Here is a 15,216-nt window from a genome sequence, read left to right as displayed (position 1 = left end):
AGGCGTGACGCTGACCTGTGGCGAGGGAGCTTGCTCCCGTTCGGCTGCGAAGCAGTCGTAAATCCAGGCGACTCGGTGTGCCTGGAAGAATGCAGGGGCCGCTTCGCGACCCAACGGGAGCAAGCTCCCTCGCCACAAGGTCTGCGTTCGCAGCGCGCTATTTTTAACGGGCCCATAGCCTGATCGCTTACTTGACCAACCGCGTATCCAACCCAAAGCGCTCCTGCGAGACAAGCTTGAATTGATCCCCGGCCAAGTCGCAGCTCACCAGCAAATTCCATGAATGGCGGGTCACCGCGGAAGGGATCAGCACAAAAGGATGCTCGGCCAGTAACTCATCAGCAAATTGCTGCTGATTGGGCGAGGGCAGGGACGGGACCAGCCAGTTCGGGTTCGGTACATCGTCGGGCTGAACAATCTTGATGATGTTCGGGTCCAGCACTTCGAAGCACGTCAGTACGTGAGGCACCCTGTCAAGGGTATCGAAGCCCGCATGGACTGCGACTTCCAGAATGGCAGTCGAGGGATCGGCCGAGGCGTAAATAACCCGGCGGCCGGGAGGGTTCCATCGACCACCGGTTCTTTGTGCACCAACACCACTGTCCCATGTGTCCTTGTAAACCTCGCGATCCAGACGCCAAGCGTGCCACTTCCCGTCCCAGGGTAAAGGATTCATTGATAGACCCCGTGTTCAATCCGGGTCAGGTAATCCTCTACCACCTGGAAACCGAGCGAGTTGTCGATCAGCTCCAGCGGGACATGATCGTCCAGGTACTTACAGGGTTTCTTCAGCCAGTCCTCAGCCAACTGCTGGTCGCCAAATACGTTGGTTGCGTGCTCCAGGGTTTGCGCATACTGAAAGGCAACCGTGCTCTGCTGCTGGTTCAGACGCACCGGCTTGGTTTCTTTCACCAGGCGTTGGACAGTCCTGATGGACTTGCCGGTGATGCGCTGAACAAGGTTGTGCTCCATGTACAGCGTTGACGTGGAAAGCATGTCCTGGACATCACTCAGGTCAAAGCCCTCCTGCGTGTATTGGATGATCAACATAAGCGTGTCACCTCTGCGGCCATGTAACAGCACCTCAGTCGGCTTTCGGCTGACCTTTTTTGTGCTCGCTCCTATGTATTTAGCTGCTCGTTCTTCTACCTGATTCGCTGCGGACATACCAATGCCCTCCAATACGACATTTGACGCAATGATAGCGCCAAATGTCGCGGGTTGGGCAAGTGGGTTTTTCCCTGAATGCTGTCAGAGAATTCCTGAAATTCTTGATGTGGGTTCACGCGTTGAATGGCGCGTGTTTAAAGACACTCAGTGTTACGTCATAAACGGCTACAACGCCTTGCGCCGTTGCCTACGCGTACGCCAGAATCCGCCGGCTTGTGCGGCTGTGGGGTGGGCTATATCGTTTGCTGGTCACTGCAAAACAGTGATCGGGTTTGGTAGCCCGTCGTGATAGTCGTATGGCAACACCTTATGCAGCCCTGTTGTTAGGACATGCTCTATATGGTGGTCATGCGTGGGGCTCCTTTGTGAGCGCCGGGTTTTCTATCGCGACCGGTCTACCAACCCATGCATGGCCGCCACCTATTCGTTTGGTAGCGAAGGTGATGGCTCCTTAAAATTTGCGATGGAGTTTCATCTATGTTCAAAGTCACACCCAATCCCCCGAATACGGGTCCAGTACCCTGCGACGCCGCTTTTGAACTTGATCCCAAGAAAATGAAAGAAGCGGCCGACCGCGCGCTCAGCTATTACCTCAAACCCGGGGCGACGAAAACGCAGATACCGCCCCGCAGTTCCGGCACCTTCTTCACCATCGAGGCAGCGGTGGATGACGAAACGTTGCTGGTCGAGGTCTACGAATCGTTATCAACGGCCCGCAAGATGGTCAACGATCTCGTCGAGCTGACGGACGGACCGCGACGCCATACGATGCTGGTGTTGCATCGTTCGCTCCTGATGGGTGAGATGGCGGTCAATCGGGTACTGGATAACCACAAGCCTGGATAGCCGCCAGGTGCGTGAATGAAAGGGCAACCCGCCGTAGCGCTGCGGCGGGTTGCAATCACGCGAGGCAGGTCAGCGCAGGAGGGTGCTGGCCAGGAAGGTCTCGATCAACGAGTCGATCATTTCATCTTCGAAGATCATGCTGCGGTGCAGCAGCGGCGAGCAAACCGAACAGTTCAATTCCCCCGAGCGGCTGTAGCCCTTGATCAACGCTTCGCCGAACGCCCGTTCCTGCTCGGTTTTTTCCGGCAGCGCCCACCAGCAACTCGGCTTGACGTTGACCGGTTTGAACGTAAACGCCGCAAACGCCTCCACCAATCGATCGTGCACCGAGAACGCTTGGGCGTTCATGATTTCATTTTTGACGTTCTGCACGATCTCCAACAAATCGCCCTGGCCCGGTTCCACCTGGTCGGCAGCCCAGTCATAGAAGTCCTTGGCCGAACTCTGTGGCGAGTCTTTCAGGTAAGCCGCGGTGCGGTCCGAGAGCGTAGGGAACAGCAGGTCGAAGTAGTGAATGGCGTCGAGGATTTCTTCCGACGCTTCATCGCTGGTTTCGTGCGGGTTCAGTTGTCGATAACGCGGCATGTCGGCGGGGTAGGCGTGTTCCGGGATGGTGCTGTCGACCAGTCCGAGGAAGCGCACTTCGTGGCCTAGACCTTCGAGGGTCGCGGTGATGTCCAGCGCAATCGCGCCGCCCAGGGACCAACCCATCAAGTGGTAAGGCCCTTGAGGTTGAGCCTTGATGATTTCGCGACTGTAGTCGTCAATCATCTCGTCCCAGGTTTGCCGGTCGTTGTGCTGCTTGCCGAACCCACGATGCATCACGCCGCTGACCCCGGCATGCGCCTTGAGTTTTTTCGCCAGTGGTTGGTAACAAAACACGATGCCGCCGCTCGGGTGCACGCAGAACAACGTCGGTGCGCCGGCCGGTGCGCTGTTGAGTTCGACCACGCACTGAGTCTGATCATGGTGCTTGCGCGAAATGAACGCCGCCAACTCGCCAATGCTCGGCTGGGCCAGCAGTTCTTGCAGGCGCAGTTCGATATTGAGCCGGGACTTGAGGGTCGAGATGAATTGAATCGCCAGAATCGAATGGCCGCCCAGTTCAAAGAAGTTGTCGGTGACGCCGACCCGTTCCAGTCCCAGGGTTTGCTGCCACAACCCGGCTAGCGCTTCTTCCAGATGATTGCTCGGCGCCACATAGGTTTGCTGCCACAGGCTGGCATCCGGCTCGGGCAAGGCTTTGCGGTCGAGTTTGCCGTTGGCGTTGAGCGGGAAGTGCTCGATGAACAGCAAGTGCGCCGGGACCATATAGTCCGGCAACTTCAACTTCAGTGCGTCCAACAACTCTTCGCGCAATTCTGAGTTGGCCTCTTCAATGGCGATCACATAGCCGACCAGTTGCAGACCGCTCGGGCCTTCGTGGGTCAGCACCACGCAGTCTTGCACCGCCGGCAAACTTTGCAGGCGCGCCTGGATTTCCCCCAGCTCGATGCGGAAACCGCGAATCTTCACCTGATGGTCGATTCGGCCCATGTATTCGATGCTGCCGTCGGCGCCATAACGGGCGAGGTCGCCGGTGCGGTACCAGGCGCCCACCGGGCAGCGGGTCGAACGGATCGGGAATGAAGCGGGTCGCGGTCAGGTCGGTGCGTTTGAGGTAACCCCGCGCCAGACCGGCGCGGCCAACGTACAACTCGCCGACACAACCCTTGGGCACCGGGTTCAGGTGCGGGTCGAGCACGTACCACGACAGGTCGACAATCGGCACGCCCAACGGGCTGGCGGCGTTCGAATCCAGGTCATTCAACGACAATGGTCGGTAGGTCACGTGCACGGTGGTTTCGGTGATGCCGTACATGTTGATCAGTTGCGGCGCGCGATCACCGAAGCGTTCGAACCACGGGCGCAGGCTCTGCACGTCAATCGCTTCGCCGCCAAAAATCACATAGCGCAGGTGTTGGGTCAGCGGTTGCCCCGGCTCGCAGGCGATCTGCATCAACTGCTTGAAAGCTGACGGCGTCTGGTTGAGTACGCTGACTTTTTCCGCGCACAGCAGCGCATACACCTCTTGCGGAGAGCGGCTGACCGCGTGCGGCACGATGACCAACCGGCCGCCGTGCAGCAGCGCGCCGAAAATCTCCCACACCGAGAAATCGAAGGCGTAGGAGTGGAACAGGCTCCAGACGTCGCGGTGATTGAAATCAAACCAACCGGCGGTGGCCTGGAACAGCCGCACCACGTTGTGATGGGGCAGCAGCGCGCCTTTCGGTTTGCCGGTGGAGCCCGAGGTGTAAATCACATAGGCGAGGTTGTCCGGGTGCACTGTGACGTCGGGGTTGTGCTCGGGGCCGGTGGACGATGGCTCAAGCAGCAGGCAACGAACCTCGGCCGGCAGCGTCAACTGTTCGCGCAGGTGCGTCTGGGTCAGGACGAGTGCGACGCCGCTGTCCTCGATCATGTAGGCCAAACGGTCGGCGGGGTAGACCGGGTCCAGCGGCACGTAGGCGCCGCCAGCCTTGAGGATCGCCAGCAGGCCGACGATCATTTGCGGCGTGCGCTCCACGGCAATGCCGACCAGAACGTCCGGCCCGACACCTTCGCCGATCAGTTGATGCGCCAGCCGATTGGCCTGGCGATTGAGCTCGGCGTAACTCATGTGTTTCTCGCCGAAGCTCAGGGCGATGGCATCACCGGAGTGCTCGGCGTGGGCCTCGATCAACTGATGTAGGCACTGTTTGCGCGGCAGCACGGTTGGCTGGCGATTCCAGTCAGCCAAGGTCAGTTGCTGTTCGTCCGCGCTCAGCAGTTGCAGTTCGCCGAGGCTACGCTCCGGTGCCTGGATGATCCCGCGCAACAGGTTCTGCCAATGCCCGGCCATCCGTTCGATGGTCGCCGGATGGTAGAGGTCGCGGCTGAATTCGAAGGTCCCGGTCAGGCCTTGGTGCGAATAGTCGATGTCCAGCGACAGGTCGAATTTCGCCTGGTTCTCACCGGCGTCGAGAAACTCCAGCGCCAAGCCGTCCCATTCAACGGGCTGCGTCTCGGTGCCGCCGGTGCGCCAGTTGAACAGCACCTGGAACAACGGATTGGCGCTCTGGGCGCCCGGTCGTTGCAGTTGATCGAGCATCAGCTCCAGCGGGTACTCGGCATGCTCCAGCGCCGCGAGGGATTGCCCGCGCAGGTCCTGGAGAAAATCAGCAACCGGTTGAGTCGAATCGAGGCGCGCGCGGTAGACCTGGCTGCTGACGAAGAAGCCGACCAGTTCCTGGGTTTCGCCGCGATTGCGGTTGGCGTTGGGCACGCCGACGGTGAAGTCGTTTTGATTGCTGTAGCGCCCGAGCAGCAACTGCCAGACGCCCAGCGCGACCACAAACGGGGTCAAACCCTGTCGTTGGCAGAACGCGTTGAAGACTTGGCTGAGTGCGGGTTCGAGCGTCCATTGAAAACGGCCGGCCAAATGCTGCTGACCGGTGGCGCGGGCGATGTCTTGAGGCAATTCGAGCACCGGCAATTCGCTGCCCAGGTATTCACGCCAATACTCGCCGCTGCGGGTGCACGCGGCACTGTCGAGGTATTCGCCACGCTGCCAATCGGTGTGGTCGGCGTACTGCATTGTCAGCGGCGGCAGGGTTGAATCATCGCCGACGCAGGCCTGGGCGTAAGCGCGGGACAGGTCCTGCATGAGAATCCCGTTGGACCAGGCGTCGGAAACGATGTGATGCATGTTCAGCAGCAGCACATATTCACGCGTGTCGGTCTTGAGCAGCGTCGCGCGAATCAGCGGTGCCTGGCTCAGGTCGAAGGCTTGCGTGGCCTGGCTCTGGATACGCTGCGCCAGTTCATCGGCACGGGCCTGAATATCGAGCGCCGTGAGGTCCTGACGATGCAACGTCAGCCGAGCCTGACGCTCGACCACTTGCGTCGGCACGCCATCAAGCTCAGTGAAAGCTGTGCGCAGAATGTCATGCCGATCAATCACGCGATTCAGCGCCACTTCCAACGCTTCGATATTCAGTTCGCCAGTCAGGCGCAACGCGCGAGGCAAGTTATAGGCGGAGCTGTCCGGCGCCCGTTGTTGCTCCAGCCACAGGCGTTGCTGGGCAAACGACAGCGGCGCCCGGTCCAGTCGCTGCGTCATCGCGCAGGGTTCATCGTCTGCGGCATCGGACATCAGCAGCGCCAGCAGATCATCATCAAGCAATTCGTTCATGAAGGTTCTCGCAAAGGGCTCAGGCGGTCGCGACCGGTGCTTTTTCGCTGATGACCCGACCCGCTTCCATCCGCACCAATTGGTCTGCGACATCGAAGTAACGGTCGTCGTGGGAAATAACGATGATGGTCTTGCCCAGGTATTTCAGTTCCGGCAGCAGTTCGGTGTAGAAGATGCGGCGGAAGGCCGGGTCCTGGTCGGCGGCCCATTCGTCGAACACCAGCACCGGGCGTTCTTCCAGCCAGGCGTTTAACAGCGCCAGGCGTTTGCGCTGGCCGGTGGACAGGTCGGTGGTGCTGAAGGCGCCGTCGCGGATCGTGACTTTGTGGGCGATTTCCAGGCGTTCCAGGTAGCGGTTGGCGTCTTCCGGAATTTCCTGATCGCCCTGCACCAGTTCATCGAACAGGTAGTAGTCGGCAAAAATCGTGGTGAACAACTGGCGATAGTCGTCACGATTTTCGGCCATGACCGGCGCGCCGTTGAGGATGATTTCGCCACCCTGTGGCGCGTAGAGCCCCAGCAGCAACTTGATCAGTGTGGTCTTGCCGCCGCCATTTTCGCCGACGATAAAGACGATTTCGCCTTGGGCGATGCGGCAGGTTGACCGGGCCGAGGGCAAAGGGCTTGCTGCCGTCGACGGCTGGGAAGGCGTAGTGCACGTCGCGCAACTCCAGGTGTTCGACCAGCGGTTTCGGCGCGGCTTTGTCGCTGAGCAGCAGGTGTGGCTCCGGCGAGGAAAACTGTTCCGCCAGATCGGCGATGCGCTTGAACGCGATGTTGGCGCGGCTCACGACGGGCAGGGTGGTCACCAGGTATTCCAGCGGGCCTTTCATGTACAGCAGCACCAGCACGAAGCCACTGAGCACGGCTTTATCGGTGCCCAGCCAGAACGATTGCAGCACCAGCGCCAGGCCAATCACCACGAAAAACAACATTGAGCCGAGGGTCTTGGCCACCACAAAGGTGTTCACTGCGCGGATGTGCGTGTTGCAGATGTAGTCGGCCGTGGCTTCGATGCGTTGGCTGAACATGCGCTGGCGGCGCGGACGATGGATACGCAGTTCTTTGGCACCATCGGCAATCGCGCTGTAGTGTTTTTGCAGTTCGTCTTCGGCGGCGCGAGCGGCCTCGAAACCCTGAATGCCCTTGGTCCGTGCAACCAGTTGAACCAGTGTGCCGATCACCAGCGCCACCATCAGCAAGGCGAACATCGGCAGCGACAGCCAGGCCAGGTAGCCCGGACACCGAGGGTGACGGTGATCGCAATCGCCAGCGGCGCAAAGGAAAACGCGAAATCGCTGACGGTATCGACGTCGTGGGTCAGCACCGGAATCAGCCGATAGCTGCGAAAGCGTTCGATCTGTTCAATCGGCGCGCGCAGGACTTTTTCGCCCAGGTTTTTGCGCAGCCCGGCAATGATGTTCTGCCCGACGTGGTTGGTGCCGATGTCCGACAGGATCGACGTCAGCAACGCCACCACGCACAGGCCGACAAACGTCAGCAGTACCCGGGGTGTCGGGCTGCCGTCGGCGTTCAAGGCGTCATTGATGGTCGCCAGCAACGCGGTGATGCTGAGGCCGCCGAGCATGCCGAGCGCGATCGACACCACAACGATGACCCGGAATGGCTTGAGCAGGCCGAGGACTTCACTGATGGCTCCGCGGGAATTTGAGGTCATGGAGGTTTCCGCTTCAAGTGCCGCTAGGGGCAATGGTTCAAGAGTTTGGCTGCTTAAAAGACGAAACCCGTGAGCGGCGATTTAGCCGCGCACGGGTTTCTTACAGGTCTGGCGATGGGTGGGGACGAGCCTGCTCGCGAAGTGGGTGTGTCAGTCCGCATCCTGTTGGCTGACCATCCGCCTTCGCGAGCAAGCCCGCTCCCACATTAGATCTCCAGTGGTCGCAGAATTTGCGCACGACACAGATCCCCTGTGGGAGCGGGCTTCCTGCGAAAAAATCTCGCCTGACCCACCGCTATCGCGAGCAAGCTCGCTCCCACATTTAGACCTTACAGGTCTCGGGCTACGCGAAAGCCTAGCCAGTCGCCACGGTCATCCGGGGAGGTGGCGTTGCGGTTGCCGGAGCGCGAGAACACCGGGGCTTCGCTCCAGTCGTTGCCGCGCATGCGCCGGTATTCGCACTTGCCGGTCAGCCAGGCACTGCCGTCGCTCGGGGCGCCGACGTAGTCATCGTTGAAGCAATCGGCGGTCCATTCGTAGACGTTGCCGTGCATGTCGTACACGCCAAAGGCGTTGGGCGGGAAGCTGCCGGCCGGCGAGGTGAAGTTGTAGCCGTCCGCTGCGCCGTAGGTATTGGCGTGTTTGGCGATGCTGTATTCCTTGCCTTCATCGAACGGGAAGGGGAACGGACCGCTGGTGCCGCCACGGGCCGCGTACTCGCGCAGGGACTCGCTGACCAGTCGATAATTCTGCCCGGTTTTCTTCGACAGCCACGCCACGTAGGCGTTGGCCTCGGGGAAGTCCATGCACACGGCCGGGTGTTTGGCGGTGTATTCGTAGCGCGGGATGCCAGCCTTGCATTCACGGCCCGGGCGGGTGTCGCCGTCGGGCATCACGTAACCGCTGTCGTGGATGTAGGCGTCCCATTCGCCTTTCAATACCTGGAAGCGGCTGATCGCCACCGGCGTGGCGAAGGTCACCGGGTGCAGCGGGCCTTCATCGGGTTCGCGACCGACTTCATCTTCCGGGGTGCCCATGGTGAAAGTGCCGGTGGGCAGCACGACCATTTCCGGGCAGTCCTTGCAATCCTTGAACACCTTGCCCGGTTGCGCCGGGGCGGCGGCCTGGGCCGCGCCCGGCATCAGGCTGGCGGCCAAAGCGGCCAACAGCAGGGCCGGGAGTGCCTTCAAGGAAAAACTACGCAGGTCACTGTTCATCATTGATCTCGATAAAGGGTAAAAGGCAGCGTCTGGGGTTAAAGGGTTTTGTCGAGCACGGCCAGCATCTGGTCGATTTGCGCTTCGGTGTTGAGCAGGCCCGGTGCGGTGCGAATCACCGGCCCGACGTCGCGTTCGACGGCGTCCGAGACCACGCGGTTGGCCATCAGGTAGGCGGCGACTTTGCCACTGTCCTTGCCCTTGACCCGGAAGAAGGTGAAACCGGCGGACAGTTCGGGACTGAGCGGCGTGACCAGTTCGATCTGCGGGCGTTCTTGCAGGCGTTTTTTCAGGTAGCTGTTCAGTTCATGGATGCGCGCCTGAACCTCGGCCTTGCCGAGTTGCAGGTGCAACTTGAAGGCTTCGCTCAGTGCCCAGCGATGCTCGAAGGCGTGATACCCACCGGGGGTCATGGTGGTGGAGAAATGCTCGGCTTCGGAGAAGGTCGGGATGATCGGCGTGACGTACTTGACCTCGGTGCTGCGGCTGCACACGATGCCGGTGCCACGGGGGCCAAACATCCATTTGTGGGTGCCGGCAATAAAGAAGTCGCAGTTCATCGCCGGGAAGCTCAGGTCATCGACGCCAAAACCGTGCACGCCGTCGACCAGGTAGATGATCCGATCCTCGTCCTTGCGATGGCGGTTGTGCTTGTCCACCAGGGCGCCGATCTCGCTGATCGGGGTTTTCACGCCGCTGCCGGATTGCACCCAGGTCATGCCGAGCACCCGGGTTTCGGGTTTGATGCTGCGGTCGATGGACGCGAGGATTTCTTCCTGGGTGACGGTCTGCGGGTCCTTGAACAGCGCGATCTTGCGCACCTTGGTGCCGTCTCGTTGCGTGCGCAATTGGAGGATGGTGTGGGTCGCGTAGTGTTCGTGGACGGTGGTGAGGATTTCCTGATCCAGGCGCACGTGCACGCCGCCGTAAATCATCGCCAGGCCTTCGGTGGTGCTGCCGGTCAGGGCGATTTGCCTGGCATCGGCTTGCAGGTATTTGCCGGCCCAGACCCGCACGTCTTCTTCGCGCTGTTCGATAACGCCCAGATCCCAATCCATTGCCAGCCCCGGATTTTTATCCAGCGCGGCGCGGTGCATCTCGATCGCCTCACGCACCGGTTTTGGGTGGGTGGTGATCAGGAAATTGGAGAAGTGCAGGTAGTTCGGGTCCTGGTTGAACAACTGGCGCAACTGCGCCCATTTGTCCCGAGGTAGCGGCGCGAGGGTGGCGGCGCTGGCGACATTTTGCAGGCCGGCGCCCAATGGCAGCGCGGCGGCGAGGATCCCGGCCTGTTTGAGAAAGTCTCGACGATTACTCATGGCTTGCTGGCTTCCCGAGCAGAAATCAGGGCGGGTTTGGCGGCTTTTTCCACCTGATCCCAGACCCGCAGAAAGTTGCCGCCCCAGAGCTTGGCGATGTCGGCCTCGGAGTAACCGCGCGACAGCAGCTCGGCGGTGACGTTGCGGATTTCGCCGACGTTCTCCCAGCCTTTGACGCCGCCGCCTTCGTTGAAGTCGGAGCTGATGCCGACGTGATCGATGCCGATCTTGCGCACGGTGTATTCGATGGCGTCGCCCAAATCCTTGAGGCTGGCCTTCGGTTCTTCGTCGAGGATCGCGTAGAGCTGACTGGCGTACTCGCCGAACTTCTGCTCGGACCACGCGGCAATAATCGGGTCGCCCGGCATCAAGGCGTAGGCCATGTTAGGCAGCGGCGGCAGATCGAAGCGGGCGCGCAGGGCGTTGAGTTTGTCCTGGGTCGGTTGGCTCAGCGGTCGCAGGTACTGGGAGAAGCCGACGATTTGCACCACGCCGCCGCTGTTCTTGATCAGCTGCAATTCCTTGTCGCTGAGGTTGCGCGGAATATCGACCATCGCCCGTGGCGCCGAGTGTGAGGCCACCAGTGGTGTGCGGCTCAATTGCGCGACTTGCTCCAAGGCTTTGGTCGACATCTGCGACACGTCGATGATCACGCCGAGGTCATTCAAGCGCTGCACAGCTTGCTTGCCAATGTCTGACAAACCGTCCAGGGCATCCGGCGAATCATTGAAGAACGGCAGCGGGCGCGAGGAGTCGGCCCAGTCGTTGTTGCCTACGTAACTGAAGCCGAACATGCGCATGCCGCGAGCGGCCCACAAGTCCAGCAGGTTCAGGTCATGTCCCAGCGGATAGGCGTTGAGCATGCTGATGAAAATCGCAAACTTGCCTTCGCCGTGCAGGCGCCGGAAGTCGGCCGGGGTGTAGGCGATGGCGACTTGATTGGGGAAGTCGCGAACCATGCCGGAGATGATTTTGTAGCGGACTTCTTGCTGGTTACGCGCTTCGGCGACGAACCCGGCGGTGGGTTTGTGCGGCGCGTTGGGGCCGTTCCACAGTTCCGGCCAGCCGAAAATCGTCAGGGCTGCACCGGACAGGCGTCCGCGATTGGCCTTGACCAGGTCGAACTGGCCGCTGCCGTCCTTGTCGATTTCGTTGCCAGTGGTGCCGAATTCCTGGGGCACGGTGATGTGGCTGTCGAACGAGAGCATCCGTTCGTGCAACTCATCGGCCTGCTGCAGCACCTTGAGCGGATAACCGGGGTTGTCTTTGAACCAGTGATCCCAAACCGCAAAACCTGCACCGGCGCTGATCGCCAGGGCCAGCGGCAGGCCGATGTAAAGAGCCTTTTTCGAACGTGGTTTTATCATTGCCATCTCAGTCAGGTTCGCCGCCCCGGTGCAGGCGCAGGGGCCTTGGCTATCTGGGAAGAACGAGTGGCTAACGCAAGAATTTAGGTGTTTGTTCGGGCCTCATCGCGAGCAAGCTCGCTCCCACATTGGACCGCGGTGAACACAAATCAAATGTGGGAGCGAGCTTGCTCGCGATGCTCTTAAATTTTTCGGGGGGATGAACGTTCTAGCTTGGATAAAGCCTGCTTCCATGGCTGACACAGGTAGGGCAATGACGATTTCTCGACGATGGTTCATGGCGGGCCTGGCGCTGACCGGCGCAGCCGTGCCTGCAGCTTTTTATGGGCATCGCGAATGGACGAGGCCGGACCCGACGATCACCCCCGGTGAGGCGTCGTTCGATGTGGCGGACGTCGCCGGTCAGCGCCTGGCCGACTCCTTGCGCGGGGTCTGGACGATTCGTTTCGACGGTGCGGCGAATGCCGGCCTCGACGGCGTCGCCACGGGACGGGCTCGAAGTGTTTATCGACATTGGCCACAAGGGGCGCGGAGTCAGCGGTTTTCTTGACACTGCCGAGCGTTTGCGCAGCAGTGAGGTGCCGCGTTATCGGATTGTCGGCGACCTGGCCGACGCCAATGCCTCGCAGTTGAGCTGGCGACTGGTCGGCGCCAATGGCACCACCGATTACGAATTCAACATGGACCTCGATGAAGTCTGGGCCGCGTTTGGTAATGCCGGCAGCGGTAGCCTCAGTGGCCGGGTGTTGCGACTGGATCGTCCGTTGGCCCTGCCGATGCAGGACAATCGCTTCCTCGCGGTCAAACGAATTTTCCCCGAAGCCCGCGAGCGAACGGGGTTGAACCCGACGTTATTGGCCTGGCTGGTGTCGCCGGAGCATCGGTTGTTTCACCAGCTCTGGCATGCGTCCCGGGACAAATGGCACACACTGTCCGACGACAAGCGCGATGCCCTGCGCGGCATCGGCTGGCAGCCCGGCCCTCGGGATAACGAACGCGATGCTCGCGGCGCGCGCAAGGATCGCAACGGTTCCGGGGTCGACTTCTTTTTCATGCACCGGCACATGCTCGGCACTGCGCGATCGATGCAGGACTTGCCGTCCTGGCAATACTTTCCTTTGCCGCAACCGGAGTTGATCCGTGATCGCGCCGGTTTCGCTCGGTACTTCGACAACCACGACGGTACATCGCTGCCGCCGACCTGGCTGGCCGAAGGCGATGACGAATACACGCAATGGGTCGCCGACCTCAAGACGGCCGAGACGTACCAGAGCAATTTCCAGGTCTGGGAATCGCAGTACCGCGATCCGCAATACCTGTCGAAGCTGACCCTTGGCCAATTCGGTTCCGAAGTGGAGCTGGGGCTGCACGACTGGTTGCACATGCGCTGGGCGTCAGTGCCGCGCGACCCTTCGAACGGTCAACCAGTGCCGCTCGCCCGCGACCTGGACGACTTTGCGGCGCGCTGGTTTGCCCCGGAAAACGATTTCTTGGGTGATCCGTTTTCGTCCCACGTGAATCCGGTGTTCTGGCATTTCCATGGCTGGATCGATGATCGGATTGAAGACTGGTTCCGTGCGCACGAGCGTTTTCATGCGGGTGAAGTCAGCCGGTTGGAAGTCAACGGCGTGCATTGGTTTGCCCCGGGGCGCTGGGTTGAAGTCGATGACCCGTGGCTCGGCCCGGTGACCCACGGTTGCAGCACCACGCCGGGATTGCAGGTCGGCAAGTCAGTGGAAATGGACCCGGAAACCATGAAACTGGCGCTGCGCATTACCTTCGGCAGCGACGAAAAGAAACTCGCCGACCTGTTCCGCCGCGTGCCGAAACGACCGTGGTATGCGCGGAATTTGAAGGCCAAAGAAAACCAGGCCTGACACCGCGTTACCCTTCATTCGCGAGCAAGCCCGCTCCCACACTGGATCTAAGGCAAACACATAATTTGTGAATACCGGAGATCAACTGTGGGAGCGAGCTTGCTCGCGATGGCGTCCGAACATTCAGCGCATCACATCGCCTGCCACCCACCTCCCAACGCTTTGTACAACGCCACACTGGCCTGCACCCGCGCCAGTTTCAGTTGCACATTCAGATCCTGCGCCGCATACAACGTGCGCTGGGTCTCCAGCACCGTCAGCAAGTCCTCGGCACCCGCCTGATAACGGCTTTGGGCAATGCTGAACGCGGTTTGCGCCTGGCTCAATTCTTCGCTTTGCCACTTGCGCTGTTCATCCAGCCCGCGAATGTTGTTCAGGGCTTTTTCGATGTCGGCAAAGCCGTTGATGATTGCCCCACGATAGATCTCCAACAGTTCTTGCTGGCGCGCCGTGGCTTTGTCGCGTTCGGCGCCGAGGCGGCCGTTGTTGAAGATCGGCGCCAGCAGGCCAGCTGTGAGGTTGTAAAACGGGCTGCGCATGATATCGCCGGCACTGTTGGCGCCCGAACCGAGGCTGGCGCTCAGGGTTACAGCCGGCAGCATGGCGGCGCGGGCGACAGTGACGTCGGCCTGGGCGGCGGCCAGTTGCGCTTCGGCGCGGGCAATGTCCGGACGGCGGGTCAGCAACTCACTGGGCACGCCGGTTCCGATGACCGGCCACTGCAAGTGATCGAAGGATTCGTCGATGGGTGTCAGTTGCTGAATCGGCTGGCCGAGGAGGGCGGCGAGGCTGATCAGCGCGTCCTGGGCTTGTTGCTGCACCGCCGGCAATTGCCGTTGCTGCGCCGCGACCAGGCTTTTCTGCTGGGCCAGTTCCAGAGCAGTGGCAGAACCTGAATCGAAGCGCGTTTGCACCAGTTTCAAAACGCTCTGGGCATTGGCCAGGTTGAGTTCGGCAATTCGCCCTTGTTCCCGCAGCGATAGGGTTTGCGCGTAGCTGTTGGCCACGCTGCTGAGCAAGGTCAGTTCCACCGTGGCTTGGTCGAACTCGCTGGCCTTCAGCCCGAACTGCGCGCTGTCGCGGGACGCGCGTTTACCGCCCCAGAAGTCGATTTCATAGGTGGCGCTGAGATTGGCGTCGAAGTAATCCACCGCGTTGTTGCTGCTGTCGGCATCGAGCTGACTGTAGCCCTTGCCGCGTATCAGTTTCTGACGATTGGCGTTCGCTCCGGCCGTCACCTCCGGCAGCAACGAGCCGCCGGCAATCACCGTGCCGGCCTGGGCCTGACGCACGCGAGCGACAGCGGCCGCGAGGTCGAAACTGCCGACCCGCGCCTGTTCGATCAAACGATCCAGTGGCGGGCTGCCAAACCGGGTCCACCATTGCGCATTGCTGTACGCGGCGCTTTCGCTGTGGAGTGATTGCCAGGTGGCGGGGGTTGTCAGGCCGCTGTCCGGGCGCGGGGCAGGGCTGCCGCACGCACTGAGCAGCAGGCAGAGGGTCAACAGACTCAATTGCGGCTTCATAGA

Annotated in this window: 7 protein-coding genes and 3 pseudogenes; 2 read left to right on the top strand and 8 right to left on the bottom strand. The window is 60.9% G+C overall.

What is annotated here, in order from left to right:
- Positions 1-187 precede the first annotated feature (187 nt).
- Both RHM58_RS31960 and RHM58_RS31955 read right to left on the bottom strand, forming a co-directional pair.
- Positions 188-676: an RES family NAD+ phosphorylase gene (locus RHM58_RS31960; RefSeq protein ID WP_322269171.1), complete on the bottom strand. Its 489-nt coding sequence runs from the start codon at positions 674-676 to the stop codon at positions 188-190.
- Positions 673-1,167, bottom strand: a complete 495-nt coding sequence (locus RHM58_RS31955) for an antitoxin Xre/MbcA/ParS toxin-binding domain-containing protein (protein WP_201255719.1) — start codon at positions 1,165-1,167, stop codon at positions 673-675. The genes RHM58_RS31960 and RHM58_RS31955 overlap by 4 nt, the downstream gene beginning before the upstream one ends.
- A 480-nt stretch (positions 1,168-1,647) precedes the next feature.
- Here RHM58_RS31955 and RHM58_RS31950 point away from each other — a divergent pair, with 480 nt between their 5' ends.
- The gene (locus RHM58_RS31950; RefSeq protein WP_322269170.1) at positions 1,648-2,016 is read left to right on the top strand and encodes a DUF6124 family protein; all 369 of its coding nucleotides are present in this window, start codon (positions 1,648-1,650) and stop codon (positions 2,014-2,016) included.
- A gap of 69 nt (positions 2,017-2,085) precedes the next feature.
- On the opposite strand, the pseudogene RHM58_RS31945 reads toward RHM58_RS31950, so the two are convergent.
- The 5 genes and pseudogenes from RHM58_RS31945 to pvdM all read right to left on the bottom strand — a co-directional run bounded on the left by RHM58_RS31945 (position 2,086) and on the right by pvdM (position 11,810).
- Positions 2,086-6,229, bottom strand: a pseudogene (locus tag RHM58_RS31945) (amino acid adenylation domain-containing protein).
- Positions 6,230-6,248: 19 nt separating this feature from the next.
- Positions 6,249-7,907: pseudogene (locus RHM58_RS31940) on the bottom strand (cyclic peptide export ABC transporter).
- A 329-nt stretch (positions 7,908-8,236) separates the two neighbouring features.
- Positions 8,237-9,124: a formylglycine-generating enzyme family protein gene (locus RHM58_RS31935; RefSeq protein WP_201255723.1), complete on the bottom strand. Its 888-nt coding sequence runs from the start codon at positions 9,122-9,124 to the stop codon at positions 8,237-8,239.
- 38 nt (positions 9,125-9,162) lie between these two features.
- A complete protein-coding gene (locus tag RHM58_RS31930) occupies positions 9,163-10,443 on the bottom strand; it encodes an aminotransferase class V-fold PLP-dependent enzyme (RefSeq protein WP_201255724.1) in 1,281 nt (426 codons plus the stop codon).
- Positions 10,440-11,810, bottom strand: coding sequence for a pyoverdine-tailoring dipeptidase-like protein PvdM (gene pvdM / locus RHM58_RS31925; protein ID WP_322269169.1), 1,371 nt, complete (start codon positions 11,808-11,810; stop codon positions 10,440-10,442). Before pvdM ends, RHM58_RS31930 begins: the two co-directional genes overlap by 4 nt.
- Before the next feature lie 253 nt (positions 11,811-12,063).
- Here pvdM and RHM58_RS31920 point away from each other — a divergent pair.
- A pseudogene (locus RHM58_RS31920) lies at positions 12,064-13,687 on the top strand (PvdJ/PvdD/PvdP-like protein).
- 131 nt (positions 13,688-13,818) lie between these two features.
- Here the strand turns inward: RHM58_RS31920 and RHM58_RS31915 are convergent.
- On the bottom strand, positions 13,819-15,213 hold the full coding sequence (locus RHM58_RS31915) for an efflux transporter outer membrane subunit (protein WP_322269168.1): 1,395 nt from the start codon (positions 15,211-15,213) through the stop codon (positions 13,819-13,821).
- Positions 15,214-15,216 lie beyond the last annotated feature (3 nt).

It is taken from the genome of Pseudomonas sp. 10S4 (assembly GCF_034344865.1).
Classification (GTDB): domain Bacteria; phylum Pseudomonadota; class Gammaproteobacteria; order Pseudomonadales; family Pseudomonadaceae; genus Aquipseudomonas.
The sequence above is the reverse complement of the archived record's forward strand: the minus strand, read 5'-3'. Positions and strand labels throughout refer to the sequence as shown.